This window comes from Treponema pectinovorum (genome assembly GCF_900497595.1).
In the GTDB taxonomy this organism is placed as follows: Bacteria; Spirochaetota; Spirochaetia; order Treponematales; family Treponemataceae; genus Treponema_D; species Treponema_D pectinovorum.
On the sequence record NZ_UFQO01000003.1, the window covers coordinates 1 to 15,396 of the forward strand.

The following is a 15,396-nucleotide window of genomic DNA, read 5'->3' on the forward strand; positions in this document are numbered from 1 at the left end:
GTATTGTACGTTTTATATAAATACTTGAAAATTCAAATTGCGTATTATCTGTTCAATTGTAAAAATTTAAATACTTCCCCATTAAATAAAGATAAAATTTTCTCAGTAGTTATAAGGAAAGAGGATGACCCTAAGATGATTGAAGAATTTATAAAAACTATGAAAGATAATACTATCTGTGTTTTTATGCTTCATTCAATAGTGAACGAAAATAGTAAGTATTATGATATAGATCCTTGGGTATATAGTTCTGAAAAGTTTGAGAAACTTTGTGCTGGAATTTCAGATTTGATAAATAAAAACTTTTTATGTAACAAAACGTTGGGTGAGGTCTTAGGGGTATGAAATTCATATATTATAATCATTCATATATAACCGAAATGCCAGAAATCCCTATAAAAACTAAGTTAAAGTTCAAAGATATTGAAAAAAACTGTCTTAATCCTGTTAGAAATACTTTTTTTGCTTCATATATAACAGAATTTGATTGTAAAGAAAATACTGATTGGTGGTTTACAATTAAAGATGACTCTTATGATTTAAGTAAATTAAATTCGCATGATAGAAGAAATGTTATTTCGTATAAAAAGAAATGTTTTGCAAAAAAAATAATTCCCATTGAATATACAGAGAAATTATTTGATTGTTATCAAAAATCTTTTAATGCTTATCCTTTAAAATATAGGCCAACCCACTTTTCGTTTGAAGATTTTAAAGAGAACTTAAAAAGATGGTCAAATCCCAATTCTTTAGTTTATGCATGTTTCTTAAATGAAACAGATGATATCATTGGATTTTCGATTGTTCAAATATGTGGGAATTCTTTTCAAATGGATATGCAAAAAACTGATCCAGAATATGAAAATTGTAGAAGTAGTGCAGCGTTGATGGATATAATGTTGAATGAGTACAATGAAATTAAAAAAGAGAACTCAAATTTTTATGTTTCAAATGGCACAAGAAGTATTAAACATCAAACTAATTTCAATTTATATTTAGAAAAGTATTTTGGGTTTAGAAAAGCCTATGCAAAGTTAAGAATTGTTTATAAATTTCCGATTGGAATAATTGTTGCTATTCTAAAACCTTTTATGTTTTTATTAAAAAATTCAAGGAATCCATTTTTATATAATGTTTATTGTGTATTAAAAATGGATTCTTTCAAATATAAGGAAAAATAATGACACGTTTTTTTGACATTTTATTTAGTGGTATTGCTATAATAATTTTGTTCCCATTTATGATTCCGATTATTATTGGATTAAAACTGACTGGTGAACATGATGTTTTTTATGTCCAGGAGAGAATTGGCAAAGAGAAAAAGCCTTTTAAAGTATTCAAATTTGCAACAATGCTTAGAAATAGTCCTAATATGGCAGGGGGGCTTATTACAAAGGATAAAGATCCAAGAATCTTGCCGATGGGAAATTTTTTAAGAAAAACGAAAATTAATGAACTCCCCCAGCTTATCAATATTTTTTTGGGACAAATGAGTGTAATTGGATATAGACCTTTCGCACCTATACACTTTTCGCTCTATAGCGAGGAAATTCAAGATAAAATGGCAAAAAGTGTTCCAGGGCTTTCAGGGATTGGGTCAATTGTTTTTCGGAATGAAGAGCATATTCTTCATACTGTAGAAAATCCCGAATATTTTCATGATAAAGTTATAACGCCGTATAAAGGGCAACTCGAAAGTTGGTATATTGAAAATAAGAATATTGGAAATTATTTTAAATGCATAATATGGACTGTGTTGGTCGTATTGAATCCCAAAAATACTGGATGGAAAAAATCTTTTCGAGGACTTCCTCCTGTACCAAAAGAATTAGTAAATTATATTTTATATGGAGCTTAAAATCATGGAAAATAAGGAAAAAATTTGTAATTATATAAAATCGCTTTATCCAGAGATGAAAGATATGGTTCTTCTTCATTGTCCTCAATTTTTAGGGAATGAAAAGAAATATCTTAATGAATGTATCGATACTAAGTTTGTTTCTTATGTAAGCCATTTTGTAACAGACATGGAAGAGTCGATCAAGAAAATAACTGGGGCGAAATTTGCAGTTGCTATGGTAAACGGAACCGAAGCTTTACACATGGCGATTATTTGCGCTGGAATTAATTCTGGAGAGGAAATTATTACCCAGTCTTTAACCTTTGCTGCAACATCGGCAGCTATTGTTCACTGTGGTGCAAGTCCAATTTTTATTGATGTTGATATAGATACAATGGGGATGTCGCCTAATGCGCTAAAAAAATATCTTGAAAGTAATACAGAACAGAGAGATGGTAAGTGTCATAATAAGAAAACTGGGAAAGTTATTTCAGCATGTATTCCAATGCATACTTTTGGGCATCCTTGCCGTATCGATGAGATAAAAGAAATTTGTGATAACTACAATCTTATCCTTATTGAAGATTCTGCCGAATCAATAGGCTCTTCGTTCAAAGGAAAAATGACTGGAACTTTTGGAAAAGCAGGTATTTTAAGTTTTAACGGAAACAAGTGTGTAACAACAGGCGCAGGAGGAATGCTTATTACAGATGATGAAGCAATTGCGACTCGTGCAAGATATATTTCTACAACAGCAAAAAAGCCTTCAAAATGGGAATTTTTTCATACAGAAGCAGGTTATAACCTAAGAATGCCAGGTACTTGTGGAGCAATCGGTGCTGCCCAACTCGAGTATTTTGAAAAAACAATGGAAAACAAGCGCGAAACTGCAAAACTGTATCAGAATTTTTTTGCAGAACTTGGGATAGAGTGTTTTAAAGAACCAAAAAATGCTTGTTCAAATTATTGGCTCAATGCAATAATTTTAAAAGATAAGAATGAAAGAGAAGAATTTCTTGAATATGCAAATTCTAACGGAGTTCAATGTCGGCCTATTTGGACTTTAATGCATAAGATGCCACCTTATGAAAATTATGAAAGGGCGGACTTATATAATTCTGAATGGCTTGAAGATAGAGTTGTAAATATTCCTTCAAGTGTAAGAACGAGTTTGTAATAGGAAGTTTTTATGTTAGACAATATTTTACCGTTAATTGGTCGCACAGCACCCTTACTTGAAACTGATATTAAAAATAACGAAAAAATTATTTCAGAAATAGTTCGAAATTCTCGGTTCCTTGTAATAGGTGGGGCGGGAACAATTGGTTCTGCAATTTGTAAAGAAATTTTTTATAGAAATCCAAAAGTTCTTCATGTTGTTGATATTTCTGAAAATAATATGGTTGAACTTGTACGCGACATTCGTTCTTCTGTGGGATATGGAGATGGTGAGTTTGCAACATTTGCATTGGACTGTGGTAGCGAAATCTTTAAAGCATTTATGAATGCTCAGAAAAAGAGAATTGGTGGATATGACTATGTTTTTAATACATCGGCCTTAAAACATGTTCGTTCTGAAAAAGACCCTTATACTTTGATGCGTTTAATCGATACAAATATTTTTAATACTGATCAAACAATGAAAATGGCAAAAGATGCTGGTGCAAAAAAATATTTCTGTGTTTCTACAGATAAAGCAGCAAATCCTGTAAATATGATGGGTGCTTCAAAACGAATTATGGAATTTTATTTGAACCGTCGTAGTCAGGAAATGCCAATTTCTACTGCTCGTTTTGCGAATGTTGCTTTTAGTGATGGAAGTTTGCTGTATGGTTTTAACCGCCGTATTGAAAAAGGACAGCCAATAAGCGCTCCAAATGATGTTCGCCGATATTTTGTTACTCCAAAGGAAGCTGGCGAACTTTGTATGATGAGTTGTTTGCTTGGGGAGAATCGTGATTTATTTTTCCCTAAACTTGACCACGATTTAAACCTTATAACGTTCAGTTCAATTGCAGAAAAGTATCTTAGAAGTCTCGGTTATGAGCCGATTCAGTGTTCAACAGAAGATGAAGCACGCTCTCGAGTAAGTGAACTTAAAGACATTCATAAGTATCCCGTTTATTTTTTTAAAAGCGATACCACAGGTGAAAAAGATTTTGAAGAATTCTTTACTGCAAATGAAAAAGTTGTAATGGATCGATTTGAAAGTCTTGGTGTTATTCAAAATGATTTAATTTATGATGAAAAAATGCTTGAATATTTTACTTCTGCGATTACAAAAATGAAGAAAAAAGGCGAGTGGAATCGGGGTGAATTAATCGATCTATTCAATGAGATGATTCCTAATTTTAATCATAAAGAAACTGGAAAATTTCTTGATGGTAGAATGTAAATATAAGACAGAACTCCTATTTTTTTGACTCCTTGACGGTTGCTTATAATTAATAAGAATTTTTTTACCTTAATAAAAACAGATAATACTTATGCAAGACGTTACAGCTTTGTAAAAGATATCTTAACTAATTTTTTTAACAAAGCCTAACTTTTTTTCACATTTTCTAAATCTTTTAAAATAATAATTCCTCTTTTTGTTTCAACAAGTCCCTCTTGTTCAAATTTTTTCATTGTTCTTGCCACGACTTCCCTTGCGCTATTTATATTTTCTGCAATTTTTGTTTGTGTGATTTTTATCGTGTTGGAGCCTGCACGCCTTCTTTCCTGCAATAAAAATTCTTTGAGTCTTTTTTCTATGCTGTCAAAGAATGTTCGTTGTATTATTTCCATCACTTGCGAAAATCTTTTTATCAAAATTTCGTAAACAAAACATTTTACATTTAGATTTTCATTTGAAAGTTTTCCAATGCCACTTGCTCCAAAGATTAAAAGTTTGCAATCTTCATCTGCAACCATCTGTGCGTCAAATTCAACCTGTTCTATTACGCAAGATGATGAAAGCACGCAAGTTTCGGCTTTTTCAATATTAAAAAGAGTTATTTCTTTGCCGTCTTCCGAAATTGCATAAACCCTTATTTTCCCAGACACAACGTAAAAAAGACCTAAGCAGGCTTTTTCTGTGCCAGATAGGATTTTTCCGCGTGGAAAAGATTTTAAATACGCGTTTTGGTTTAAAAATATTTTTTGAGAATCCGAAAGGCTGTTCCAAAACGGAAGTTCTTTTGTTATTTCTTGAATATTTTGCATAAAATTTCTCCACTTTGAATTTGCATTTTTTTAATCGAAAAAGTTTTTTAACAGCAGGTGATAAGCATTTTTATATAACTTGATAATAAGCAAAAATGTGACATAGTTACATATCTTTTTTCCATCATCGCATATTTTTATTATGAGGTACAAATTATGGCGAAAAAATATGCAAGAGTGAATCCCAAAGACTGTGTTGCTTGCGGAGCGTGTACAAAAGTTTGCCCCAAACAAGTGATAAAAGTTATAAAAGGTGTATTCGCAAAGGTTGAAGAAAATGCCTGTTTAGGCTGTGGAAAATGTTCTAAAGTATGCCCTGCGAGTGCAATCGAATTAAAAGAGAGGGAACTGGCATGAAAAGCAGGTGGTACGATTATTTTTGGCTCTGGTCAATCCTTTATTTTTCGCTTGGATTTTTTAACATTCTTTTTGCGTGGCTTGGACTTATAGATTTTATGCTTCCTTTGTTGATTGCAATTTTTAAAGGCGATAAATATTTTTGCAATAATTTTTGTGGTCGCGGACAACTTTTAAATCTTTTGGGTACAAAATTAAAATTCTCCCGCAACAAAGCAACGCCAAAATGGATGCGTTCAAAAATTTTTAGATACGGATTTTTGGCTTTTTTTATGACGATGTTCCTAAATATGCTTTTTCAGACGTATTTAGTAGCTTCTGGAGCAAGGGGATTAAAAGAAGTGATAAAACTTTTCTGGACTTTTAAGGTTCCGTGGGGCTGGACATACACAGCAGGAACGGTGCCGCCGTGGATAGCGCAGTTTAGTTTTGGATTTTACAGCTTAATGCTCACCTCAACTTTAATAGGGTTAATCGTTATGTCTTTGTACAAACCAAGAACGTGGTGTGCATTCTGCCCGATGGGAACAATGACACAGGGAATCTGCAAATTAAAAGCCAAAGACGCGTTATTAAAAGAAGAATTGATGTGCGAAGAATCTGGGGCATAAGTTTTATAAGGGCATTCGCCACAACTTGTGTTGTGTCGCCGAGCTTTGCGGGGCTACGGCTTTCGCCTCCGACCAAACGCTAAAGCGTTTGTTTTCGCTTGCGCTCACCCCTACAATCTCTAATGCGGAAGGGTTCACTTGTAGCTCTGCATCCCCCCTGCGAGCTTACAGCGTAAGGAACCTCTATAAAAACAGAGGGAATTAAGGGAAAATAGAGGAAAATTTCCTCTGTTTTATTGTTCTTAACAAGTTTGTGTGCTATTTTTGTTATATGTTAGAAAAGGCACCTCAAAATAAAATATCCGAATCTGTTTTAGAAATTCTTATGAATCCAGAATATCTTTCTGAAATCAATAAGATAAATGATGAGTATTTCTATTGGGATGCAGTAAAATACCGTATTCCGCAAAAATTGAATGCAGAGGATTTCTGGTATGCTGTAAAGCAGTCGAGAATAATTGGCAGCAAAAACTTTAAATTTTCATCGTGCAATTTTTTTTATCATGAAACAAACAGGATGCAAAAAAGCCTCCATAATTTTGATATGAATTTTGGAGGCAGTTTAAGTTCATCAAATCTTATTTCCGATAAAAATAAACAATACTATCTTTTAAATTCAATTATGGAAGAAGCGATTGCTTCAAGCCAGATGGAAGGCGCTGCAACAACAAGAAAAGTTGCCAAGCAAATGCTCAGAAAGCAGGCAAAGCCCAAAGATAAGAGCCAACAGATGATTTTAAATAATTACAACACGATTCGATACCTTTCTGAACATAAAGAGGATGAGTTTTCTCCTGAACTTTTGCTCGACATTCACAGACAGATAACTGAAAAAACTCTAGGGGATTCAAATGATGAAGGTCGATTTAGAACAGATGACAATATCCTTGTTGTAAACGGAATTACTGGCGAAGTTGCCCATACCCCACCTTCTCACACTCTGATTTATTCAACTGTTCAAGAACTTTGTGATTTTATAAATTTTGAAACTAAAAATTTTATTCATCCTATAATAAAAGCGATTATCATACATTTTATGATTTCCTATTTACATCCTTTTGTTGACGGAAATGGGAGAACTGCTCGCTCGCTTTTTTACTGGTATATGCTAAAAAAAAATTATTGGCTAACAGAATATCTTTCAATTTCGAGAATTATATATAAGAGTAAAGTTCAATATGAAAAATCTTTTTTGTATACAGAATATGATGATTATGATTTAGGTTATTTTATTACATATAATTTAAAAGTTTTAACTCGAGCATACGAAGAACTAAAAATATATCTGCAAAGAAAATCTCAGGAACAGAATGCTTTGCTTGAATATAAAATCTCTGGTCTAAATGAAAGGCAAATTCAAATTATAAGATTATGCCAAGAAAAACCTGATTCATTTTTTATAACAAAAGAACTCGCATTAAGATTTAATGTATCGACAAAAACTATAAGGGCAGATTTAGAGGGACTTGTAAAAATTGGACTTATGGAAATTATTCTTTTGAATAAAAGACTCAAAGGATATTCAAAGGCTAAAAGTTTTGATTCTAAACTAGAAAAAATTAAGGGAAAATAGAGGAAAATTTCCCCTATTTTGTTATTGTTGCCAACTAAAAACATCCGTGTTTTTAGTTGACTGACAGTTTTTGCAAAACTGTCTATACTTGTTGTAGGTCGCACATCCTTGTGCGACGATGCGTGAGGGTTCACTTGTAGCCCCGCATCCCGCCTGCGAGCTTACAGCGTAAGGGATAGGAGCACCGCAGTCCCGAGCGTAGCGAGGGATGAGCCGCGTAAGACGGCGAAGTGCGGATAGCCCGGTGGCACAAAATCTTTGTGCCATACGCCCTTAAAAAAAATCTTTAATATAATTTTTGACAAGATTTAAATGTTTCGTTTCTGTTATAATTTGCTTATGTCTAAGGCAATTATTTTGATGGGCGTTAAGCACTGTGGCAAATCTACGCAGGCTAGGCTCGTTGCTAATTTTTTTTCTGTTCCGTGGTTTGATTCCGATGATGTGATTTTTGAGAAAACTGGTATGTCTGCGCGCGAAATTTATTCTTACAGGGGTAAGGACACTTTTTTGGAGGCTGAAAAAGATGCCTGTCTTGCTCTTAAAGATATTGAAAAAACTTTGGCTAATAATAGTGATTTTTCCTGCGTGATTGCTACTGGTGGCGGAATCTGCAACAACAATGCTGCTCTGGAAATTTTAAAAAGTTTTGGAATTTTAGTTTTTTTAAATGCGGAAGAAAAAATCGCTTGCTCGAGGATTACAAGGGAAGTTAAAAAAAATCCAGACGGTTCGCTTTCTAACTTGCCGGCTTACATTGCAAAAGAAAACCCTCAAACCTTAGAAGATGTGAGGGCAATTTTTCACAATTTTTTTGTTGAAAGGCAAAAACTTTATGAGTCTGTCTGCGATGTGAAGATTAACCTTTCATCAGGCTCTAAAACTGAAAACCGAGATTTGATTATTTCTGCCTTAAAAAAAATTTCTTAATCGTTTTTATTTGAATTATCATTTGCCGCGAGTATTATTCGCAGCCACCGCCACAACCACCACATCCGCCGCCGCAGCTTCCGCAACCACCGCTGCAACCACAACTTTCGTTGTATTGATATGGAGATAATTCTTCTGAAGTTGCATCGCGTATGTCTACTACTTCTACTTCAAAGTGGAGCCTTTTTCCTGCAAGCTCGTGGTTTGAATCGATTGTGATATTTTCTGGCGTAACTTTTGTAACTGTTACGAGCATATTGCCACTAGGCGTTTCTGCCTGAAACTTTTGTCCTACTTCGATTTGTGCATTCGCATCGAATCTATCGCGTGGAACTTCTACAACATACTCAGGTTTGTATTCGCCATATCCATCTTTTGGTTCAATTACAGCATTAAACTTTGCACCTTTTTCTTTGTTTTCAAGTTCTCTTTCCATTCCAGGAATCAGCATTCCCTCTCCGTGCAGATATTCGAGCGCTTCTTTGCCGATTGAAGAATCTATCACTTTTCCTTCGTCGTCTTTTAAAGTGTAATGGATTTTTACCATTTTATTTTTTCCGATTTTCATATTTATTCCTTACGATAAAATTTTTAGAAAATTATATAAAAGTCCTGCAGTTTGTACAAAAGAAGAAAGGATTTAGAACGTAAATTTCTTTTCATTTTGCATTAAAATTAAGCCATTTTTGCAAGTTTGTGTTCAAGTTCTACAACTTTTGTATGCAAATAATGATCTACTGTATATTTTTCTAATATTCCTAATGGTTCGTTATTTTCGTTTACTATGCAGATTGCTTCTGTGTCGTAATCATCAAAAAGTTTATACGCATCTGGAAGTGAAGTTTCTGGCGTGCAAACCAAATTATATTTATCCATTATATCCATAGAAAGCATATAAGTCCCCATTTCGCCAATCTGCATCGCTTCTTTTAAGTGCTCAAGGCTTATCTGGCCTGCAATTTTTCCGTCCTGTCCACGCACTGCATAGTTCATATTTTTATGCTTGCTGAATGAATTGATTATGTTTCCTACTGTGTCTGTTTCATCTACAACTGCGTAGTTTGATTTTGAACAGATTTTTTTGCCTTCACATTCAACATCTTTTACTAAAGCTTTTTGCATCAAGTCTTCAATATTAAAATCCAGTCCAACTTCGCCTGCTTTTGAAACTCCGTAGCGAACACAGATTGGTCCTAAAATCTGCACTATGAATGTTGTCGCAGTGATTATCAGCATAATTTCGCCACCAATCGTGCTTGCAAAATCTTTTCCTGCTGCGGTACTCAAACCGATTGCAACTCCTGCCTGACTTAAAAGACAATACGGAAGATATTTTCGCACTGTGTCTGGCGCTTTTGTTATTCTTGCACCAAGCCTTGAACCTATAGTCTTCCCTAGGGTGCGTCCAATAACGTAAAGGAGTGCTGTTAAAATAAAAAGAGGTTTTAATTGCCAGACATTGAGTTTTGCTCCAACTGTAACGAAAAACAGCACATAGATTGGCGGAGTGTATTTGTCTATCAATTTGAACATATTTTTTGTTTTTGGAAGGGCAAAATTCGTTATGTAAAACCCTGCGCTCATTGCTGCTAGAATATGGTCGATGCTTAAAACGACATTTCCAACTTTAAATTCTGCAAGTTCTGCAATTCCTGTTGAAAGAAAAATCATCCCAAGCGTGAATCCCAAAACTCTGCCTTCGTCGTTCATCATTGGTGTTATTATTTTTGTGATGATAAATCCTATTGCAAGTCCAAGCGCAATAGAAACTGAAATTTCATAAGCGATTGAACAAAGTTGTGCAAATACAGGAACTTGTATTCCGCGAAGCAATGGAGAAGCGATTGCTGTAGCGATTGTATAGGCAACGAGTGCGACTGCGTCGTCCATTGCAACTATTCCCAAAGTTGTGGTTGTGAGCGGTCCTTTTGTTCTGTATTCTTTAAGAACGTCTGTTGTTGCGGCAGGGGCGGTTGCGGTACAAATCGCACCGAGCAAAAGTCCAAGGCTCAATGAATAAGCAAAATTTTTGGTGATTAAAAAAGTGGCACTTCCTACAAGAAAAAAAGTTACAAAGAAAGGAACAGTTGTTTCGCCGATTAAAATTCCAACGAATTGTTTCCCATATTTTTTTATCACATCAATTTTTAATTCGGCACCTACCAAAAATCCTATCAGCGAAAGTGCGATTGTGCTTATAGGGTCGAGTGCGCTTATCAGACGGTCGCCTAAGATTTTAAAACCAGAAGCACCTATGATTATTCCTATTACGATATAGCCTACAACTTGCGGAATTTTTAATTTTTGAAATATGCGCCCACCAAATGAGCCAAAAAAGAGCATTAGTCCTAAAAGAAATACTATCTGCCCTCCTTGTAAAATTTGAAAATGCATTTGGGGGGGGAGTAATTGTGTCAGTGGATTTGTCATTTGTTTTGCCTCGATTTTGTTCTATAAGAGTATTTTAAAATTATAGTGAATTAGCAAGTCTTATGCAAAAAGAGTAAAAATTTGTGTTGTATGCTTTATTAAAATCGACGAGAGACTGCAATAAAATAACGATTTAATAAAAAATCCGCCTGAAAATTTGGATGGGACAATTAAGGCTTGTTAAAAACATTATCGCAAAAGTGAACGCGCCACTTCTGCTGGCGGAATATCGTAATACAAAAAAGCATACATTGCGGCTGCGCTCACCAGTTTTCTGCCGTATTCGCGCGTTTCCTGAAAAGGCAAGGTTTCTAAATACAAATCCATGCTCAAATTTTGAGGGCGTTTCCATCGGCGTACATTTGTTAACCCGGCGTTGTATGCAAATAAGGCCAGAAGTTCAGATTTATTTTCACTTCGTTCAATAAGCCTTGCGTAATAATGTGTTCCAAGCCGAATATTTGTTTCCGGATCAAAGATGTCAAAATCGCTCGGTAACTTTAGCCGTTTTGCTTCGTCGTTTGCAGTTGCTTCCATAAGTTGAGTAAGCCCTTTTGCACCAGCGCGACTTCCTGCTTTTGAATCAAAAAAACTTTCGCTTCGGATGAGTGCGTAAACAAGATATTCTTTTAGATTGTTTTCCTTACAGGCTTTTTCTACAAGATTTGAATAAAACCTTGGAAAATTTAATTCCAGAAGTTCGTATGGAATTCTTCCAGAATTTATTGCTATAGTGCGAGCCGCTATTCTAAGGCTTTGAACGGAAAAATCGCTGTCAAACTTGCCACATTGGTTTAAAAATTTGCATGCTTGAATTGAACTTTCTATGCTTATGTTGTTCCTATCTAAAAGCCATTGGCTGTATATCAACTCTGGGAACCCGTACGCTGCATAACCTGTAAGCAATTTTTGCGAATCTTTATCAACGTTTTTTTCGGTTTTGCTTCCGCCAGAACTTAAAATATCTGTTACGTAGGTTTTGTCCGTAATGTTGAGCCGCTCTATCACGCAGATTTTGTAGTAAAGCCCTGCTTTTGCGCTTAAAACCCTTGAATATGCGTTTATCGCTTCTTTTGTTTTAGGGCTTCCATCAGTTTTACCAAAACCTTCTTCAATTATTCGGCCAGAAATATATGCGTATTTGCAAGCGGTTTCTTCAGAGACATAGCCGTCAATCAACTTCCAAACATTGTAAAAGTCCTGCCATTTTTCGTGGCTTAAAAGCAGTACGGAAAAATTGTCAAAAAAATCGTCAAACCACGCTTTGTCGGAAATTTTATTGGCGTATTTTTTTAAAGTTGAAATTATGTCATCGGTCGACATTCTCAACTGCATATTTAAAAGATACCAAAGCGCATTGTCAAATTTTTCTCCTCTTCCAATGCAATCCAGTGCCGAATTAAAATTTTTTACCACTCGCTCTTGATACCTTCCTGCTCTGTCGTAAAGCCGCGCTGCGTAAAAGTAGGCGCAATATGCAAGTTCGTCTAAATTTTGCAAAGAAAAACTGGCTGCCATAGTTTCAAAATTTTGTGCACTTGATTTTAAATCTTCGCTTCCGTAAAGATTTGCTTTTCCAAGGTCAGAAAGAATTTGATAGTCTAAGTTTTTGGGATAAATATTTTCTGTTTTTTTTTCGACTGCATTTTGTGTGCCATCTTGTTTAGCTTCTTGCATATCATTTTTTAAATCGTGCAAAGAATTTTTATATATCGCAAGAATTTTTTCGCTTTCCAAAAATGCACTTTTATAGTTTTTTTTCCAGACTAAAATCCTGAAATTTATGATTTGATTTTGAAAATTCAGTGGATTTTCATCTTTTGCGTTAAGAGAGTTTTCATCGTTTTTTTCTTGATTTTTTATGTATTTTGAATAGAAAGATTCGTGCTCTAAAGATAAAGGTTTTTGCGTAAACCACAAAAAGTATTCGTTCGTAAATCTGCTGTCTTTTTTTTTGTGCAGACTTTCTAATCGATTTAAAATCAGAGAGTCGCTTGCAGTTTCAAAATTTATGGCATCGGTTAGTTTTATTATTTTTGAATATTCGCCCTGCTCAAAAAAAACATTGGTTGCAAGCAAAAGCGCTTCGTTATCGTTATATTTTTTTACAAGAAAATCTGCCGCTTTCGATTTTGAAGAAAAGCTACCAATGGTAGTAAGTTTTTCTGCGGATAGGCGTGCTATTTTTGGATTTGATTTTTCTGAACTTTCTTTAAAAAGGCGAATTGCAGTTTTTTCGTCTTTACTGTTCAAGGCTTTTAAAGCGATAAAATACGAATCGTCGTTTTTAAATTGTTTTTTTAAAGTGGTTGCCTTTGATTGCGAGCAGGCAGAAGCGAAAATTAAACATAAAAAAGCCACCGAAATAATCTGGTGGCTTAAACAAACTGATTTGTTCAATATTTTACTCAACAGGAATCAAAATATCGGTTCCAGAAATTATAAGATTCGGATTTTTTATCTTATTGTATTTTGCAATCTTTGGGTATCTCCACGGATTTTTATAGTATGCGTCTGCAATATCCCAAAGTGTGTCGCCCCAGCGAATTCTGTATTTTATATCTTTTTTCTTTTCAACTTTTGGAGCAGGCTCTGGAATAGGAACAACTTTTTCGCTTTCTTTTGCTACAACAATCGTATCTTCAACAGCTTTTGGAGCAGGAGTTTCTTGTGTTACAGGCGGAATTTCCTTTGGAGGCTCTTGCGTTACTATCGGATTTTCTTGAGCAGGAGCGATATTCATAGTTTGTTCTGTTTTTGTCTCTTTTGTGTTGCGACTTTTTATAAGGTTGTATTTTGAAGGAACGATGAACAAAATCAAAACGGTTGCAATTACGCAAATTATTGCACAGATTATGCAGATAATCATTGGCACGCGAGTTTTAGATTCTTCTTTATCTTCCTGATATGAAAGCTGACCATTTAGCGTTTCTTTATCGTACAGATCAGAAAAATCCATGCTGGAATTTGTCTTTTCATTTTCTGGCTCAGATTCTACAGTTGAATCCAACGCAGAAGTGTCAAAATCTATGCCACTATCGCTGGAAGTGTCTAAATTGGTTTGTGTGAATACAGGGTCTTCCTTAAAGTCAGGGTCGTCAAAATAACCTGCAAGTCCACTCGCTTCTGTTGTTAAAGTCGATGAATTTGAAGAATCTTCCAAAGCGGTTGTATCAAAATCCGGGAGAGAAAACTCTTCTTCTACAGGCTCTCCGTGCAGATTTTTTAGAGTTTCATCGTCGGAAGTTTGAGGGGTGTCATCGTTTTGATTTTCGTCTTCCGCAGTTTTAGAAGTTTGAGCAGTATCAGTCGTAAAGCTGTCGTTGTCAAACATCTCGTCGTCAATATCTGGAATTGAAAATTCTTCGGAAAGGTCTTTTTCTATTTTTTCAGCATCATTTTTTTCGCTGATAGTTTCGTCGGTTGTCTTAAAAGTTTCGCTACCCAAATCCGAAAACTCATTTTCACTCAAATCCTTATCAAAAGTGTCGCTTCCAAAAAAATCGTCGTCAGAAATTGTTACAGTTTCATCGGCGATTTGCTCTTCTTCGGTATTTTCATCATGATTTGTATCATCAATATTGAAATCTGCATCTTCAATCGTAAAATCGATGTCGTTTTTGATATCAGATTTTTCACTTTCTTTTTCTGCGGTTTCGATTGTTTTGCTTTTTACAGTTCCTTCGCCGCTATTCAGTTTTTCTTCGCTTTCGCCGATTACCGCTTCGCCGTTCGAACTTTCCGTATTGCTTTCAATTTTGCTGTTTTCTATTTCGCTGTCAAAACTAAACGGAACAGCTTCTACCGTTTCTGCAATTTCGCTCTTATCTAAAGCGTCGTTGTTTTCAGTTCCTTCAAGGCTTTCGTTTTCCACAAGCTCAAAATTTGTAGGCTCAGCGCGTTCTGCCAGAGTTCTGCTGACCAAAGTTACAGTCGTTTCGCTCTGCTTGCCTGTTTCTTCATCAACAATTTTTGCGTCAAGTTCGTTATCTTCGTTAAGCCCAATGGAAAGATGCAAATCTGCCTCGCCGTTTAAATGCGGAACAAGATTTGTAACTTCAAGGGTATCAAGATATTCTGCATCTTCCATCGTGTCTGTCTTTGAGCGATACAGGTCAATCTGGACTTTAGTCTGCCCATCTTTTACCGTAGTCAAATCAAGTTGATAAGTTTTTGCAGTTCCTTCTTCAAGAATTGGGTAAAAAGTTCCATCTGCCAGTTTAATTCCAATCTTATTCATATTTTCCCTCATATAAAATTATCGCATCGGACGCAATTCGACACAAATTTAAATCTACACTAAAAATATCGGCACAAACAAAAGATTTCATCACCCTTTTATTTTTTTAGAAGATGGAGCGCATATATTTGTAAACAAAAAAACTGTGTTTAAGTTTTAGACGCTAAAAAATTCCAGCTCTTGCTCGCAGGAGCTCGCAACGATCTGGGCT

At 35.0% G+C, this 15,396-nt stretch carries 14 protein-coding genes; 9 read left to right on the plus strand and 5 right to left on the minus strand.

Features of this window, described 5'->3' with window-relative positions:
* The 5 genes from FXX65_RS09700 to FXX65_RS04685 form a co-directional block, all read left to right on the plus strand.
* Positions 1 to 345: hypothetical protein (locus FXX65_RS09700; RefSeq protein WP_222704222.1), on the plus strand; the 345-nt coding region annotated here is incomplete at its 5' end.
* 35 nt (positions 346 to 380) lie between these two features.
* The gene (locus FXX65_RS04670; RefSeq protein WP_147615314.1) at positions 381 to 1,181 is read left to right on the plus strand and encodes a hypothetical protein; all 801 of its coding nucleotides are present in this window, start codon (positions 381 to 383) and stop codon (positions 1,179 to 1,181) included.
* Positions 1,181 to 1,858, plus strand: a complete 678-nt coding sequence (locus FXX65_RS04675; protein ID WP_147615315.1) for a sugar transferase — start codon at positions 1,181 to 1,183, stop codon at positions 1,856 to 1,858. Before FXX65_RS04670 ends, FXX65_RS04675 begins: the two co-directional genes overlap by 1 nt.
* A 4-nt stretch (positions 1,859 to 1,862) precedes the next feature.
* Complete coding sequence (locus FXX65_RS04680) at positions 1,863 to 3,017, plus strand: LegC family aminotransferase (RefSeq protein WP_147615316.1); 1,155 nt, start codon at positions 1,863 to 1,865, stop codon at positions 3,015 to 3,017.
* Positions 3,018 to 3,029: 12 nt separating this feature from the next.
* Positions 3,030 to 4,235, plus strand: a complete 1,206-nt coding sequence (locus tag FXX65_RS04685) for a UDP-N-acetylglucosamine 4,6-dehydratase (RefSeq protein ID WP_147615317.1) — start codon at positions 3,030 to 3,032, stop codon at positions 4,233 to 4,235.
* Between the two features lie 146 nt (positions 4,236 to 4,381).
* Here the strand turns inward: FXX65_RS04685 and FXX65_RS04690 are convergent, their stop codons facing one another.
* Positions 4,382 to 5,044 (minus strand): Crp/Fnr family transcriptional regulator, encoded by a 663-nt coding sequence (locus FXX65_RS04690; protein ID WP_147615318.1) that lies wholly within the window; start codon positions 5,042 to 5,044, stop codon positions 4,382 to 4,384.
* A 156-nt stretch (positions 5,045 to 5,200) separates the two neighbouring features.
* On the opposite strand from FXX65_RS04690, the gene FXX65_RS04695 reads away from it, so the two are divergent.
* The 4 genes from FXX65_RS04695 (at position 5,201) to FXX65_RS04710 (ending at position 8,515) form a co-directional block, all read left to right on the plus strand.
* Entirely contained in the window at positions 5,201 to 5,401 is a 201-nt protein-coding gene (locus FXX65_RS04695; protein ID WP_147615319.1) for a 4Fe-4S binding protein, read from the plus strand.
* Positions 5,398 to 6,012, plus strand: coding sequence for a 4Fe-4S binding protein (locus FXX65_RS04700; RefSeq protein WP_147615320.1), 615 nt, complete (start codon positions 5,398 to 5,400; stop codon positions 6,010 to 6,012). Before FXX65_RS04695 ends, FXX65_RS04700 begins: the two co-directional genes overlap by 4 nt.
* Positions 6,013 to 6,283: 271 nt before the next feature.
* Positions 6,284 to 7,585 (plus strand): Fic family protein, encoded by a 1,302-nt coding sequence (locus FXX65_RS04705; RefSeq protein ID WP_147615321.1) that lies wholly within the window; start codon positions 6,284 to 6,286, stop codon positions 7,583 to 7,585.
* 339 nt (positions 7,586 to 7,924) lie between these two features.
* Positions 7,925 to 8,515 carry a shikimate kinase gene (locus FXX65_RS04710; protein ID WP_187116219.1) on the plus strand — a complete coding sequence of 197 codons (591 nt, stop codon included), beginning with the start codon at positions 7,925 to 7,927 and terminating at the stop codon, positions 8,513 to 8,515.
* A 34-nt stretch (positions 8,516 to 8,549) separates the two neighbouring features.
* Here the strand turns inward: FXX65_RS04710 and FXX65_RS04715 are convergent, their stop codons facing one another.
* The 4 genes from FXX65_RS04715 to FXX65_RS04730 form a co-directional block, all read right to left on the minus strand.
* The gene (locus FXX65_RS04715) at positions 8,550 to 9,083 is read right to left on the minus strand and encodes an FKBP-type peptidyl-prolyl cis-trans isomerase (RefSeq protein ID WP_147615323.1); all 534 of its coding nucleotides are present in this window, start codon (positions 9,081 to 9,083) and stop codon (positions 8,550 to 8,552) included.
* Between the two features lie 107 nt (positions 9,084 to 9,190).
* Complete coding sequence (locus FXX65_RS04720; RefSeq protein WP_246104343.1) at positions 9,191 to 10,909, minus strand: cation:proton antiporter domain-containing protein; 1,719 nt, start codon at positions 10,907 to 10,909, stop codon at positions 9,191 to 9,193.
* Positions 10,910 to 11,134: 225 nt separating this feature from the next.
* Positions 11,135 to 13,345: a flagellar assembly lytic transglycosylase gene (locus tag FXX65_RS04725; RefSeq protein WP_147615325.1), complete on the minus strand. Its 2,211-nt coding sequence runs from the start codon at positions 13,343 to 13,345 to the stop codon at positions 11,135 to 11,137.
* Positions 13,346 to 13,349: 4 nt separating this feature from the next.
* Positions 13,350 to 15,185, minus strand: a complete 1,836-nt coding sequence (locus FXX65_RS04730; RefSeq protein ID WP_187116220.1) for a LysM peptidoglycan-binding domain-containing protein — start codon at positions 15,183 to 15,185, stop codon at positions 13,350 to 13,352.
* Positions 15,186 to 15,396 lie beyond the last annotated feature (211 nt).